General features: G+C 72.7%; 14 protein-coding genes and 1 tRNA gene. 5 read left to right on the forward strand and 10 right to left on the reverse strand.

What is annotated here, in order from left to right:
- Nucleotides 1-16 precede the first annotated feature (16 nt).
- Nucleotides 17-469 carry a hypothetical protein gene (locus O7622_RS02375; RefSeq protein WP_282311661.1) on the forward strand — a complete coding sequence of 151 codons (453 nt, stop codon included), beginning with the start codon at nucleotides 17-19 and terminating at the stop codon, nucleotides 467-469.
- A gap of 73 nt (nucleotides 470-542) precedes the next feature.
- Here the strand turns inward: O7622_RS02375 and O7622_RS02380 are convergent, their stop codons facing one another.
- The 4 genes from O7622_RS02380 to O7622_RS02395 all read right to left on the reverse strand — a co-directional run bounded on the left by O7622_RS02380 (nucleotide 543) and on the right by O7622_RS02395 (nucleotide 1,863).
- A complete protein-coding gene (locus O7622_RS02380; protein ID WP_282311662.1) occupies nucleotides 543-1,154 on the reverse strand; it encodes a histidine phosphatase family protein in 612 nt (203 codons plus the stop codon).
- A gap of 64 nt (nucleotides 1,155-1,218) precedes the next feature.
- Nucleotides 1,219-1,521, reverse strand: a complete 303-nt coding sequence (locus O7622_RS02385) for a VOC family protein (protein ID WP_282311663.1) — start codon at nucleotides 1,519-1,521, stop codon at nucleotides 1,219-1,221.
- Nucleotides 1,503-1,637, reverse strand: a complete 135-nt coding sequence (locus O7622_RS02390) for a hypothetical protein (RefSeq protein WP_282311664.1) — start codon at nucleotides 1,635-1,637, stop codon at nucleotides 1,503-1,505. The genes O7622_RS02385 and O7622_RS02390 overlap by 19 nt, the downstream gene beginning before the upstream one ends.
- A gap of 149 nt (nucleotides 1,638-1,786) precedes the next feature.
- Nucleotides 1,787-1,863, reverse strand: a tRNA-Thr gene (locus O7622_RS02395).
- Nucleotides 1,864-2,228: 365 nt separating this feature from the next.
- Here O7622_RS02395 and ugpC point away from each other — a divergent pair.
- Complete coding sequence (ugpC, locus tag O7622_RS02400; RefSeq protein ID WP_282311665.1) at nucleotides 2,229-3,320, forward strand: sn-glycerol-3-phosphate ABC transporter ATP-binding protein UgpC; 1,092 nt, start codon at nucleotides 2,229-2,231, stop codon at nucleotides 3,318-3,320.
- 57 nt (nucleotides 3,321-3,377) lie between these two features.
- On the opposite strand, the gene rlmB is transcribed toward ugpC, so the two are convergent.
- On the reverse strand, nucleotides 3,378-4,493 hold the full coding sequence (gene rlmB, locus O7622_RS02405; RefSeq protein WP_282311666.1) for a 23S rRNA (guanosine(2251)-2'-O)-methyltransferase RlmB: 1,116 nt from the start codon (nucleotides 4,491-4,493) through the stop codon (nucleotides 3,378-3,380).
- Nucleotides 4,493-5,908: a cysteine--tRNA ligase gene (cysS, locus tag O7622_RS02410; protein ID WP_282311667.1), complete on the reverse strand. Its 1,416-nt coding sequence runs from the start codon at nucleotides 5,906-5,908 to the stop codon at nucleotides 4,493-4,495. The genes rlmB and cysS overlap by 1 nt, the downstream gene beginning before the upstream one ends.
- A 63-nt stretch (nucleotides 5,909-5,971) precedes the next feature.
- Here cysS and O7622_RS02415 point away from each other — a divergent pair, with 63 nt between their 5' ends.
- Both O7622_RS02415 and O7622_RS02420 read left to right on the forward strand, forming a co-directional pair.
- Entirely contained in the window at nucleotides 5,972-6,619 is a 648-nt protein-coding gene (locus O7622_RS02415; protein ID WP_282311668.1) for a helix-turn-helix domain-containing protein, read from the forward strand.
- A gap of 383 nt (nucleotides 6,620-7,002) precedes the next feature.
- Nucleotides 7,003-8,139: a hypothetical protein gene (locus O7622_RS02420; protein WP_282311669.1), complete on the forward strand. Its 1,137-nt coding sequence runs from the start codon at nucleotides 7,003-7,005 to the stop codon at nucleotides 8,137-8,139.
- 128 nt (nucleotides 8,140-8,267) lie between these two features.
- Here the strand turns inward: O7622_RS02420 and O7622_RS02425 are convergent, their stop codons facing one another.
- From O7622_RS02425 to O7622_RS02435, 3 genes are all read right to left on the reverse strand, one after another.
- Nucleotides 8,268-9,956 carry a S8 family serine peptidase gene (locus O7622_RS02425; RefSeq protein WP_282311670.1) on the reverse strand — a complete coding sequence of 563 codons (1,689 nt, stop codon included), beginning with the start codon at nucleotides 9,954-9,956 and terminating at the stop codon, nucleotides 8,268-8,270.
- Between the two features lie 88 nt (nucleotides 9,957-10,044).
- Complete coding sequence (locus O7622_RS02430) at nucleotides 10,045-10,743, reverse strand: HAD family hydrolase (RefSeq protein ID WP_282311671.1); 699 nt, start codon at nucleotides 10,741-10,743, stop codon at nucleotides 10,045-10,047.
- The gene (locus O7622_RS02435) at nucleotides 10,740-11,702 is read right to left on the reverse strand and encodes an EamA family transporter (RefSeq protein WP_282311672.1); all 963 of its coding nucleotides are present in this window, start codon (nucleotides 11,700-11,702) and stop codon (nucleotides 10,740-10,742) included. Before O7622_RS02435 ends, O7622_RS02430 begins: the two co-directional genes overlap by 4 nt.
- Nucleotides 11,703-11,774: 72 nt before the next feature.
- Here O7622_RS02435 and O7622_RS02440 point away from each other — a divergent pair, with 72 nt between their 5' ends.
- Complete coding sequence (locus O7622_RS02440; RefSeq protein ID WP_282311673.1) at nucleotides 11,775-12,323, forward strand: CGNR zinc finger domain-containing protein; 549 nt, start codon at nucleotides 11,775-11,777, stop codon at nucleotides 12,321-12,323.
- Here O7622_RS02440 and O7622_RS02445 read toward each other — a convergent pair.
- A complete protein-coding gene (locus O7622_RS02445) occupies nucleotides 12,287-12,886 on the reverse strand; it encodes a GNAT family N-acetyltransferase (RefSeq protein WP_282311674.1) in 600 nt (199 codons plus the stop codon). The genes O7622_RS02440 and O7622_RS02445 overlap by 37 nt on opposite strands.
- Nucleotides 12,887-12,921: the final 35 nt, after the last annotated feature.

Raw genomic sequence — 12,921 nt, forward strand, 5'->3', positions numbered from 1 at the left:
GCGCGTCCGATCGGGTATGAGAGCTGCCTCAGCCGTGGCGGCCGTCGCCGCCCTTCTCGTCCCGCTCGTCGGCTGCGCCCGCACCGACGCCCCACCCGCGACGCTTCCGCAGGTCACCGCGCTGCCCGCCACCGAGGTCGTGCTCGTGAAGTCGGGCGGCATCGCCGGGCTGACCGACACACTCCGGGTCACCCCGGACGGCCACTGGACCCGAACCGACCGCGCCGGCGCCGCGACGGAGGGGCAACTCGCCGAGGCGGACCTCACCCGGCTGCGGCAGCTCGCCGCCGACCCCCGGCTGGCCGCCGAGGCCGCCGTCACCGTTCCGGCCACCATGTGCGCCGACGCGTTCACCTACCGGCTCACCGTCGGGACGGCAACAGTCGGGTACGTGGACTGCCCGCCGCAGGCCACCCCACCCGCGGCCACCGCCGAGGTGGTCGACCTGCTCACCCGCGCCACCGGCTGACGGGGGTTTCGAACCGTCGCCGCTGTGACACCGCCTGTGGCCGGTGACCTGCGGGCTGCTCGGCTGAGCCCGGTCAGAACCGGTAGTCGTCGGGCAGGCCGGTGGCGCGCAGCTCGGGCGGCAGGTGGGCGACGTCGTTGAGCGCGACGAGCGTCGGCGGCCCGGCCGCGCTGTAGCGGATCACCGTCAACCCGCAGTTCTGGTGGTTGAGCCCGATCCACCGGCGCTCCGGCGCCTCCAGCGCGTGCCGCACCAGCCAGGCGACCAGGAAGTTGTGGGTGACGACCAGCTCGCGTACGTCGCCCTCAGCGGGGGCGGTGGCGAACCGGGTTACCGCCTCCGCTGTCACGCGCGGCCCGTCGCGCCGCTCCCGCTCGGTGAAGCCGGCCAGGAACGCCGCGTACCGCTCGGGCAGGCCGGCCGGGTCGGTGTCGTGCGGCATGTGGTCGCCGGCGCGGTCGTCCTCGCGTACCGGAACACCCGGCAGCGACGCCGCGACCAGCGCGGCGGTCTCCGCGGCCCGGCGGGCCGGCCCATGGTGTACGGCGGTGAGCCCGGCCCCGCGCAGCCGCTCGCCCAGCAGTGTCGCCTGTCGGCGGCCGCGCGCGGACAGTCCGGTGTCCGCCTCCTCCTCCGGCCGGTCCTGCTCGCCGTGACGGACCAGGTAGAGCAGGCGGGTGGGCATCGGCACCTCCACGGTCGGGGACCGCGAGACTAGCCCGCCGAGCGCCGCCCGGGTGGCCCGCCGGTCACGGGCGCTGGTGCATCTGCCCGATCCGGAGGCGGTTGCCGAACGGGTCACGGATGCCGAAGTCGATGCCGTACGGCCGGTCGGTCGGCTCGTCGGTCACCTCGACGCCCTTCGCGACCAGGTCCGCGTACGTCTGGTGCGCGTCGTCGGTGGTGAAGAACAGGAAACCGCCGGCTGCGCCCTTGGTGAGCAGTTCCCGGACCTGCTCGGCCGTCTTCGGGTCCAGAGCCGGCGGGCCTGGCTTCTCCAGCAGGATCTCCCGGCCCGGGTCACCCGGCACGTTCACGGTGAGCCAGCGCATGAACCGAGATCCTGGTCGGTGCTGACCTCCAGGCCGAGCCTGCCGACGTAGAAGTCGAGCGCCTCGTCCTGGTCGAGCACGTAGATCTGGGAGCGGGAAGTCGAAGTCATCGTCATGCCGACGACGCCAGAGCAGCGCCCCGACCTGCCGCTTATCCGAAACTGCGCAGTCCCGCCGCGGAGCTCGGGCGCATCCACGCCTTCGCGAAGCAGCTCGGCACCGGGCCGCCTCGCGACGGCTGCCGCCGCGAAATACCTGATGGAATTGGAGCCCCCGGCCGGGATCGAACCGGCGACATCTCGCTTACAAGGCGAGTGCTCTGGCCAGCTGAGCTACAGGGGCGCGTGCGTCGGGCTCAGCATAGCGACTGAGCCCCGGAATTCCCGCCTCGCAGGGCTCCCGAGCACGGAAAACGTCGGCATCCCGACCGGTACGACCGATGGATCATCGCCGGGCCGCGCTCACGGGCGGGGAGATTGATGCCTCCCAGTGCCTTCCTGACCGTTATGCGCATGCCATCCGTCCCACCCGACGTGCCACGTCTTGGCACGATCGCGAAAGCCGTTTACCGTGCAGTGACACGGACGACACTCCGGTCGGCCTCGGCTGCCTGAGCGACGACCCCGTCGGCCGGTGCCTTGGGCGCCGGTCGCTCCTTCACTCGGATCGTCCGGCACGTTCCTGCCGGTGAAAGGAAGCGCTCCATCATGGCTACGGTCACCTACGCGAAGGCGTCCCGGATCTATCCGGGCACCGAGCGCCCCGCCGTCAACCAGCTCGACCTCGAGATCGGTGACGGGGAGTTCCTCGTCCTGGTCGGCCCGTCCGGCTGCGGCAAGTCCACCAGCCTCCGGATGCTCGCCGGCCTGGAGGACGTCGACGACGGCGCGATCTACATCGACGACCGGGACGTCACCCACCTCCCGCCGAAGGCCCGCGACATCGCGATGGTCTTCCAGAACTACGCCCTCTACCCGCACATGACTGTGTACGAGAACATGGCGTTCGCCCTCAAGCTGCGCAAGACCTCGAAGTCGGAGATCGACCGGCGGGTCAAGGAGGCGGCCGGGCTGCTCCAGCTGGAGGAGTTCCTCAGCCGCAAGCCGAAGGCGCTCTCCGGCGGTCAGCGCCAGCGTGTCGCAATGGGCCGCGCGATCGTCCGCGAGCCGCAGGTCTTCCTCATGGATGAGCCGCTGTCGAACCTCGACGCCAAGCTGCGCGTGCAGACCCGTACCCAGATCGCCTCGCTGCAGGCGAAGCTGGGCGTCACCACCGTCTACGTCACCCACGACCAGGTCGAGGCCATGACCATGGGTCACCGGGTGGCGGTCATGCTGGACGGCGTGCTCCAGCAGGTGGACACCCCGCGGGCGCTCTACGACACTCCGTCCAACGTCTTCGTCGCCGGCTTCATGGGCTCTCCGGCCATGAACATCAAGACGGTGAAGCTGACCGACCAGGGCGGCGCGTTCGCCGAGATGATCGTGCCGCTGACCCGCGAGCAGGTCGAGGCCGCCCGCGCCGAGGGCGGCGACGGCAACGTCACCGTCGGCTTCCGCCCGGAGGACTGCGACCTGGTCAGCCCGTCCGAGGGCGGCATGCCGGTCGTGGTCGAGCTGGTCGAGGACCTGGGCTCGGACGCCAACGTCTACGGTCACGCCGCGCTGGAGGGCCACAACGAGCGGTTCGTGGTCCGCACCGACCGGCGCAGCATGCCGAACATGGGTGACACCGTGTTCGTCAGGCCGCGTACCGGCCGCAGCCACGTCTTCCACGCCGCCACCGGCCAGCGGATCTGACGTACGCGAGAAAGGGGCGGCCCGCCACGGCGGACCGCCCCTTCTCGTTGCTCTCGGTCAGGCCTCGACGGACCGGCGGCGGGCGACCTCGGCGAGCGTGACCGCGGCGGCCACGCTGGCGTTCAGCGACTCCACGTCGGAGACCATCGGGATGCTGACGGTCAGGTCGCAGGTCTCGCCGACCAGGCGGGACAGCCCGCGCCCCTCCGAGCCGACCACCACGACGAGCGGGCCGACTGCGGCCTCCAGGTCGTACAGGTCGGTCTGTCCGTCGGCGTCCAGGCCGACCACGACGAAGCCGGCCTCCTTGCACGCCTTGAGCGACCGGGTCAGGTTGGTGACCTGGGCGACGGGCACGCGCGCGGCCGCGCCGGCGCTGGTCCGCCAGGCGGTCGCGGTGATCCCGGCGGCACGCCGTTCCGGTACGAAGACACCCTGCGCGCCGAACGCGGCGGCCGACCGGATGACCGCCCCGAGGTTACGCGGGTCGGTGACGCCGTCCAGCGCGACGAGCAGCGGGGCGGCCTGCTCCAGCGCGGCGGCGACCAGGTCGTCGAACGGCTCGTAGGCGAACGGCGGCACCTGGAGGCCGACGCCCTGGTGCAGCACCCCGCCGGTCATCCGGTCCAGCTCGCCGCGGCTGACCTCCAGGATCGCGATGCCCCGGTCGGCGGCGGTCCGGACGATCTCCTTGACCCGGTCGTCGACGTCGATGCCCTGCGCGGTGTAGAGCGCGGTCGCGGGCACCTGGGTGCGCAGCGACTCCAGTACCGGGTTGCGCCCGACCAGCAGCTCGGGGCTGTCCTTCGCCGGGTTGGCCTTGCGGCCCGGCGCGACCCGGGGACCGCCCCGGCCGCCGGGCTTGCCCTTGCCGCCCTTGAGCGGCACACCGGCACGGCTGCCCTTGCCCCAGGTGGTGTCCTTGGTGCCGGGCTGGCCGATCTTGGGCGTGCGGCCCTCCTCGGCGGCGGCGCGGCGCTCCTTGTCCTGCTTCCAGGCCGTGCGCTGGGGCAGCTTCTCGGTGCCCGAGTACGCCTTGTGCCAGGGCCGCTCGTCGGCGGGCAGCGTGCGACCCCGCCCGGCGAGCGAGTCCTTGTTCTTGCCACCGGTGCCCTTGGGGGCGCCCGCCTTCGGCGTCAGTCGCCGGCCACGGCGCTGCGAGTTGCCGGCCATCAGTCCTGCTCTCCAATAGTCCAACGCGGGCCCTGGGGGGTGTCCTCGACGACCACGCCGGCCTGCTTGAGCTGGTCGCGTACGGCGTCGGCGGCAGCCCAGTCCTTGCGGCTGCGGGCCTGCGCGCGCTGCTCCAGGGCCAGCGCGATCAGGGAGTCCACCACGCCGCGCAGGTCGTCCGTGCGGCCGCCGCCGGTCCAGGCCGGGTCCAGGGGGTCGACGCCGAGGATATCCAGCATCGCCCGGGTGGCGGCCAGCGTCGTGCGGACGGTCACATCGTCCCCGGCGGTCAGCGCGGTGTTGCCGTCGCGGACCACCTCGTGCAGCGCCGCCAGCGCCGCCGACGTGTTGAGGTCGTCGTCCATCGCGGCCACGAACCCGGCCGGCAGGTCGCCGGGCCGGCCCGGGCCGACCCGCTCGGCCGCCCGCTGCACGAAGCCCTCGATCCGCCGGTACGCGACGGCTGCCTCGCGCAGCGCGTCCTCCGAGTAGTCGATGCGGGACCGGTAGTGCGCGGCGACGTAGTAGTAGCGCAGCTCGACCGGGCGGACCCCGAGCGAGGCCACGTAGTCGAGGTCGAGCGTGTTGCCGAGCGACTTGCCCATCTTGGTGCCGCCGATGCCGAGCAGGCCGTGGTGCACCCAGTAGCGGGCGAACGGCAGGTCGGCGGCCTGCGACTGGGCGATCTCGTTCTCGTGGTGCGGGAACGTCAGGTCGAGCCCGCCGCCGTGGATGTCGAACTCGGGGCCGAGGTAGCGCCAGCACATGGCCGAGCACTCGATGTGCCAGCCGGGCCGGCCGCGGCCCCACGGCGACGGCCAGTAGGCGTCGGCCGGTTCGCCCGGCTTGGCGCCCTTCCAGAGCGCGAAGTCACGCGGATCCCGCTTGCCCCGGTCGGGGGCGTCGCCGGCGGACTGCATGTCCGCCGGGGACTGGCCGGACAGCGAGCCGTACGCGGGCCAGGAGGCCACGTCGAAGTAGACGTCGCCGGAGCCGTCGGTGGCCGGGTAGGCGTGGCCGGTCTCGATCAGCCGGGCGATCAGCTCGTGCATCTCCGGGACGTGCCCGGTCGCCCGCGGCTCGTACGTGGGCGGGAGCACGTTCAGCGCCCGGTAGGAGGTGGTGAGGATCTGCTCGTTCGCGTACGCGATCGACCAGAACGGCCGGTCCTGCTCCATCGCCTTGGCCAGGACCTTGTCGTCGATGTCGGTCAGGTTGCGGATGAACGTGACCTCGAAGCCCTTGCTCAGCAGCCATCGGCGCAGCACGTCGTAGTTGACGCCGGAGCGAAGGTGACCGATGTGCGGCGGGGCCTGGAGCGTGAGACCACACAGGTAGACCCCCACCTTGCCGGCTTCCCGCGGGACGAAGTCCCGCACCGATCGGGTGGCGGTGTCATACAGGCGTAGCGTCACCTCACAAGGGTAGCCGTCCGCACATTTCCGGGTTGGCCGGAGCCGGGTCGTACGCTGCGTGCTGTGGACACGGCGGCGCGCACGGGAGAGACGGCACAGACCCTGGACCGGGGCCTGCGGCTGCTGCACCTGGTCGCGGACGCGCCGGGCGGGCTCACAGTCACCGAGGCGGCGCACCGGCTGGGCATCGGCCGGGCGGCCGTCTACCGGCTGGTCGGCGCACTGACCGGCCACGGCATGCTCCGGCGTGACGGCGAGGGCCGCCTGCGCATCGGCGTGGGCGTGCTGCACCTGGCCCGCCGCGCCCAGCCGCTGCTGGCCGAGGGGGCGCTGCCCGCGCTGCGCCGGCTCGCCGAGGGTACCGGGGCGACCGCCCACCTCACGGTGGTCGAGGGCGGCGAGGGGGTAGCGCTCGCGGTGGTCGAGCCGAGCTGGACGTCGTTCCACGTCGCGTACCGGACCGGCACCCGGCATCCGCTTGCGCGGGGCGCCGCCGGCCGGGCGGTACTGGCCGGGCGGGCCGGCGATCCCGGGCCGGTGAGTACCAGCGGCGAGCTTCAGTCAGGCGCGTACGGGGTGGCGGCACCGGTGCTCGGTGTGCCGGGTCTGGAGGGCAGCGTAGGGGTGGTGTCGCTGACCCCGCTCGACGTGGCGGACGTCGGCGCCCAGGTCACCGCCGCGGCCGAGGCGGTCGCCGCCGCGCTCTCCTGACCCGCCTTCTCGCAGGTCCTCACGCCAGCTCGGCGAGGTGGCTGCATCAACACGGCCCGGCCACCGCCACCTACCCGAGGTGGAGTCGATCAAGCGCAGATCGAGACACCGGCCCAGCCCACCCCAGAGCCCGCACGCCAGCTCGGCGAACCAGCTGGAACCCGCCCTTCTCCACACACCCGCACGCCAGATCGGCGAAGTAGCTGCATCAACACGGCCCGGACACCGCCACCTACCCGAGGTGGAGTCGATCAAGCGCAGATCGAGGGCCATAGCACACGGACAGGGCCGGTCGGGGGTTGTCCACAGGGCGCGGCGGGCGGCACGGCTACGGCTGTCCACAGGGGTACCGATTTCGACCCGTGCACCGCCACGCTCGTCACATGCCACCTCATCCTCATCGACCACCGGAGCTGGCCTGGCAGGTCTTCCGAGGCTCGGAAGCGATCCGGCGCGGGCTGCTGTCCCGGCACCATCTGCGGGGCGCGTCCTGGATCCGGCTCCGGCAGGACGTCTACGCCGACGCGCGGCTCGACCGCGACCACGCGCTGGCCTGCCGCGCGGCGTTGCTGCGCATGCCACCCGGCGCGGCGATCGCCGGCCCGTCGGCGGCCTACCTGCACGGGGTCGAGCACGCCGCCGACTACACCGACGACGTGCACGTCCTGCTGCCGGCCACGGTCCGGGCCGACTCCCAGCCAGGTGTCCGGGTGCACCACGCCCCGATGTCGAGCACACGCAGCGGCCTCCTGGTTCCCGTGGGCAGCGCCGCACCCGAGCGAACGAGCCCACCCGCAGGCACCGGGTCGCCCGTCGCAGCACCGCCGTCGGGGGACCGCCTTCCGGGCACACCGGGCCGGACCAGATCGCCGAGTCCGGCCGACTCCCGCAGGGGGCCCAGACCGCGCGGCCCGGCCGCCCCGCCGGCTTCAACCGCCGCATCGAACCCGTTCACGGAGTCGTCCCCCGGCGCGGTAATGATCCTGGCCGGGCCGCCGCCCCGTACCGAGCCGGCCGCCTGTGCCTGGGAGACAGCGGTCTGGGTCGATCCCGTCAAGGCGGTCGGCATCGTCGACGGACTGCTGCGTACCGGTTCGGTGAACCGCTCGGCGCTGGCGAGCGAGGCGGCCCGGAACGCCTGCCGCCCCGGTGGGCGGCGGGCGGCGTGGGTGTTCGGCCTGACCGACGGGCTGGCCCAGTCCCCGCCCGAGTCCCACCTGCGGGTACGCCTCGTCCTCGCCGGCCTGCCCCGCCCGGTGGCCCAGTATCCGGTGCGTGCGTCGACCGGCCTGATCCTGCACCCCGACCTGGCCTGGCCGGAGTTCCGGGTCGCCGTCGAGTACGACGGTCAGTGGCACTCCGACGCGGACCGGATGCACCTCGACCGGCGGCGGCTCAACCAGTTCGTCGCGGCCGGCTGGCTGGTGTTGCACGTGACCGGCCGCCGTCTGCTTAAGGAGTTCCCCGCCCTGGTGCGGGAAATCCGCGCCGCACTGGTGGCCCGGGGGTGGCGCCCGTGACACCGCCCGCCGCCCCACCAGCCGCAGACCCGCCAGCCCTCGTGACACCCGCCGCCGTGCGGCACACCGGAACGCCGAGGTGGCGGCGTCCGGGAACTCCGGACACCGCCACCTCGGGGAAACGGTCGTTACGGTCGTACGTTCGGCTTGACCGGGGTCTTCACCGCGGCGTAGGCGTCGACGATGCCGTAGCCGTAGAAGCCGTTGAAGTTCAGCGAGCCCGCGCAGTACGCGTCGAACTCGGCGTCCCGGCCCTCGTTGGTGTAGCTCTGCAGCCGCGGCTCCGGGCAGGCGTGCTCGGCCGCCGTCCGGTAGAGGTGCTGCTCGACCAGGTTCGGCGCCATGCCGTAGCCGTTGCGGCCCTGCTTCTTGCCGTGCTTGCTCACGATCAGCGCCGCCACGCCCGAGACGTGCGGGGACGCCATCGAGGTGCCCTGGAGGTAGGTGTAGTAGCCACACTCACCCTTGGCGGTGCACTGCTTGAACACCGAGTTCTCGAAGCCGGCGACGATGTTGCCGTTCTCGTCGACCGACCCCTCCTCCTGGAGCACCTTCTTCGGGTACGTGGAGAGGATCATGTTGGCGTCGGTGCGGTACGTGTCGGTGCCGAAGCCGTCCCGGAACCAGCCACCCGGCGCCGCCACCGAGATCTGCTCGGTGCCGTAGTTCGAGTAGTCGGCCTTCTTGCCGGACGGGCCGACCGACGACACGCCGATCACGTGCGGGCCCTCGACCGGCAGGTCCCAGCAGGTCGCGTTGTCGATCGGACGCGGGTACGGGTCGGCGCCGTAGTCCGGGCTGCTCACGTCGGTGCGGGGCGCGCCCAGGTCCTCGTGGTTGTTGCCGAGCGAGCCGACGAGCGTGACGCCCTTGTGGTGGGCGAAGTTCAGCGCCCGCTTCATGGCCTCGATGACGGTGCGCTGCTCGGCCTGCGCCTCCGGCGAGTCGGCCGGGTTGGCGGTGCAGTTGTAGAGCCACGGGTCGACGTAGAAGGACATGTTCACCACGTCGAGCCCGGAGCGGCCCGCGTGCACCAGGGCGTTCACCACGGGGTTGAGGAAGAAGTAGCCGCTGTCCTGGCCACCCTTCAGCTCGACCAGGGAGACGTTCGGGGCCACGCCGGAGAGGCCGAAGCCGTTCGCGGCGGCGCCGATGGTGCCGGCCACGTGCGTGCCGTGCCCGCCGTCGTCGGTGCCGACCGGGTCGAGGCAGCTCGCCACCTCGCACGGGCCGTCGACCTCGGGGATGTCCGGGGCGAAGTTGCGCGACAGCGCCCAGTTGAAGTTCGGCGCGAGGTCGGGCTGGCTGGCGTCGACGCCGGTGTCCAGGATGCCGACTGTGACCCGGCGGTCACCCGGCTCGATCTTGCGGGCCTTGTCGGCCCGGATCATGTCCAGACCCCAGAGCTTGTCGTCGAGCGGGTCCATCTTCTTGCCGTTGTTCCTGGCGGCCTTGCCCTTGGTCGCCGCGGCGGCCAGCAGGTGCTCCTGCTCGACCCGGTCCAGCTTCGGCTTGCGGCCGATCGCCTTCTCCTCGGCGGCGCCGACCAGCGCGCCGGCCGCGGTGGCCCGACTGGCGAAGTCCGCCCGGTCGCTGGTGACCTGGAACAGGCCGACGTCGTCGGTGCGGGCGACGACCTTGCCGCCGGCGGCGGTGATCGCGGCGACCGCGGCGTCGGTGGAGACGCCGCTCTCGGCCAGCACGGTGAAGGTCCGGAACTCCGACGGCGCGGCGTTCGCCGGGATGCTCAGACCGGTCACCGTGAGTGCCAGCGAGGCCGCAGCCGCGACCGCGCCGACGGTGAAGCGCTTGCTCACCACATCAGATCCTCTCGTTGAGGGACGTGGTGTCATCCCACATCACGGGAGCGGGTTCCGCCAGATCGACGTCCGTTATCGGCCGCAACTAGGCATTCGCGTTCGTCAAGGTGGTGAGCACCGTGGACAGTCCGGCAAGTGTGGAGACTTCGGCGTCCGGTTCGAGCCCGCGTGGGCGGGGGAGTCCGGCCCGGTTGAGCCAGACGGCACGCAGTCCGGCCCGCTGGGCGGCGGCCACGTCGTGCTCCGGCGAGTCACCGACGTGGACGATGCGCGCGGCGGGCAGCCCGGAGGCCGCCACCACCGCCGCGAAGAACTCCGGCGCCGGCTTCTTGGGCAGGCCGCCCTCGTGCGCGTACACCTCGAAGGCGAACTGCCCGGCGAGGCCGCAGCGTTCGGCGCGGCTGTTGCCGTTCGTGGCGAAGCCCAGCACCTGGTGCGGGCGCAGCGCCGCCAGCGCGGGCAGCACGTCGGGGAAGGGGCGGCTCAGCGCGTACCGGCGGGCGAAGAACAACTTCGCGAACTCGTCCAGGTCCGCCTCCAGCCCGGCCCGGGCCAGCGAACGGGCCAGCGCGGCCCGCCGGATCTCCTGCACCGGAGCGGCGCTGAGCGCGCCGAAGACCGCACCCCAGTCCCCCTCCAGGTCCGCGAGCGCCACTGCGGCCGCCGTCGGGGTCCGCCGCCGCATCTCGTCGAGTACGGCGACGAGCGCGCCGGTGACAGCCGGGCGCAGGTCGACGAGTGTCTCGTCGGCGTCGAAGACGACGGCGCCGCGCGGCCCGCTCATCGGTCGCCGGTCAGCACCCGCTCGGCCGGCGTCGTCTCCGGCACCGATGGTGTGCCGCGCAGTTCGTCGGCCCGGACCAGGGCGACGCCGCCGAGGATGAGCACGCCGCCGGCCAACTGGATCAGGCTGGGCAGTTCGTCGAGCACCAGCCAGGCGATCAGCACCGCGAACATCACCTCGGTCAGACCCACGAAGGAGGACAGTCGCGCCCCGAGCAGCCGGGTGCCGGCGACACCGGCGAGGTACGCGACCACGGCGGCGATCAGCGACAGCCCGGCGATCGGCACCAGCCAGCTCACCCGGTGCCCGCCGAAGGTGACGTCGGCGGTGCCGGCCGCGAGTGGCAGCGCTCCGAGGCCGCCGAGCAGCAGCAGCGCCAGCGCGCCGACGGCCATGCCGCCGCTGGCCATCACCACCGAGGGCAGGCCCGCGTCGATCCGGCCGGCGATGACGAAGTATCCGGCCAGCCCGACGCCCGCGCCGAGACCCCAGAGCACGCCCACCGGGTCGAGTCGTCCGGCGCCGGTAAGGTCGAGGACGAGCACCAGCCCGCACAGGGCGATGACCGAGCCGGCCACAGTGAGCAGCCGGGGGCGCTGCCCGTGGACCAGCCACATCCATCCGACCACGAGCACGATGCCGAGGTATTCCAGCAGCAGCGCCACGCCGACCGGGAGGTAACGGACCGCGTTGAAGAAGCAGGCCTGCGCCGTGGCCACGCCGAGCAGCCCGAACAGCACCACGCTTCCCGCGTTGCGGCGCAGCACGGTCCACCTGCCGCGCAGCGCCAGCACGGCGGGGACGGCGAGCACCAGCGCGGCGATGCCGACCCGGGCGATCACCACGGCGACCGCCGACCACTCGCCGGTGATCAGCGGGCGGGCGAAGGTGCCCGAGGTGGCGAACGTGATCGCGGAGAGCAGTGCCAGGCCGAGCCCGACGCCGGACCGTTCACGCATCGACATCTCCTGGTCATGAGTCAAGGGAGGTTATGCTAATGACGCTAGGCGTAGCCTCCGACAGGAGTCAAGTTGCTTTTCGCTCATGACACCGAATGCGCGCTGGTCAGCGTCGCCGCGCTGGTGAACACCGCCGGCGACGACCGGGAAGGGCTGCCCGACGTGGCCGCCCTGGACGCCTTCTTCACCGCTCACGGGTGGAGCGGCCGGCACGAGCACACCGACGCCGAACTGCGCCAGGTCCGCGCGCTGCGGCCCCGGCTGCGCCGCATCTGGTACGCCGACACCGACGAGGTGGTGGCGATCGTCAACGCGCTGCTGCGCGAGTCGCACGCGTTGCCGCAACTCGTCCGGCACGACGACGAGCCGTACCACCTGCACGCCGTGCCGCGGGACGCGCCGCTGGCGACCCGGATGGCGGTCGAGGCCGCGATGGCGATGGCCGACCTGGTCCGGATGGGCGAGCTGAGCCGGCTGCGGCACTGCGACCATCCCGACTGCGACAACGTGCTGGTCGACCTGTCCCGGAACCGGTCGCGCCGGTTCTGCGACGCCGGGTGCGGCAACCGGGCCGCGGTGAGCGCCTACCGGGCCCGCAAGGCCGCCGCGTCCCACTCCTGACGGGTCGCGGACCAGGCGTCGCGGCGCAGCTCGTACTCCACCTCGCCGTGCTCCGTACCCGGGATCGGGTCGTCGAAGGCCAGGTGGAAGGTGCGGACGTAGCGCAACCCGGCGCGGGCCATGACCGCGCGGGAGCGGTCGTTGACCGCCATCGTCTGGGCCCACACCCGGCGGACGCCGACCGTGCCGAACGCGTGCCGCACCAGCGCCCGCGCTCCCTCGGTGGCCAGCCCGTGTCCCCACGTCGCGCGGCGCAGCCGGTAGCCCAGCTCCGCCTCGGCGCCGTCGTCGGACGGGTCGAGCGAGTGCCAGCCGAGGAACTCGCCGGTGAACCGGTCGAGCGTCGCCCAGCGGCCGAGCCCGGGATGCCGGGCGTACTGCGCGAGCAGCCGGGGCAGCACCTCGTCCCGGTACGTCGCGGCCGGGGTCGGCGCGCCGCCGGTCAGGAAGCGCATGACCTCCGGGTCGGCGTCCAGCGCCACCAGCCGGTCCACGTCGTCCATCGTGAACCGGCGCAGCGTCAGCCGCGCGGTCTCCAGCAACACGCCGCCGTCGTCACGCACTGTCGGATCATGCCGCGCCCCCTGTGACGGGTCGA

This window comes from Micromonospora sp. WMMD1076 (assembly GCF_029581475.1).
In the GTDB taxonomy this organism is placed as follows: domain Bacteria; phylum Actinomycetota; class Actinomycetes; order Mycobacteriales; family Micromonosporaceae; genus Micromonospora; species Micromonospora aurantiaca.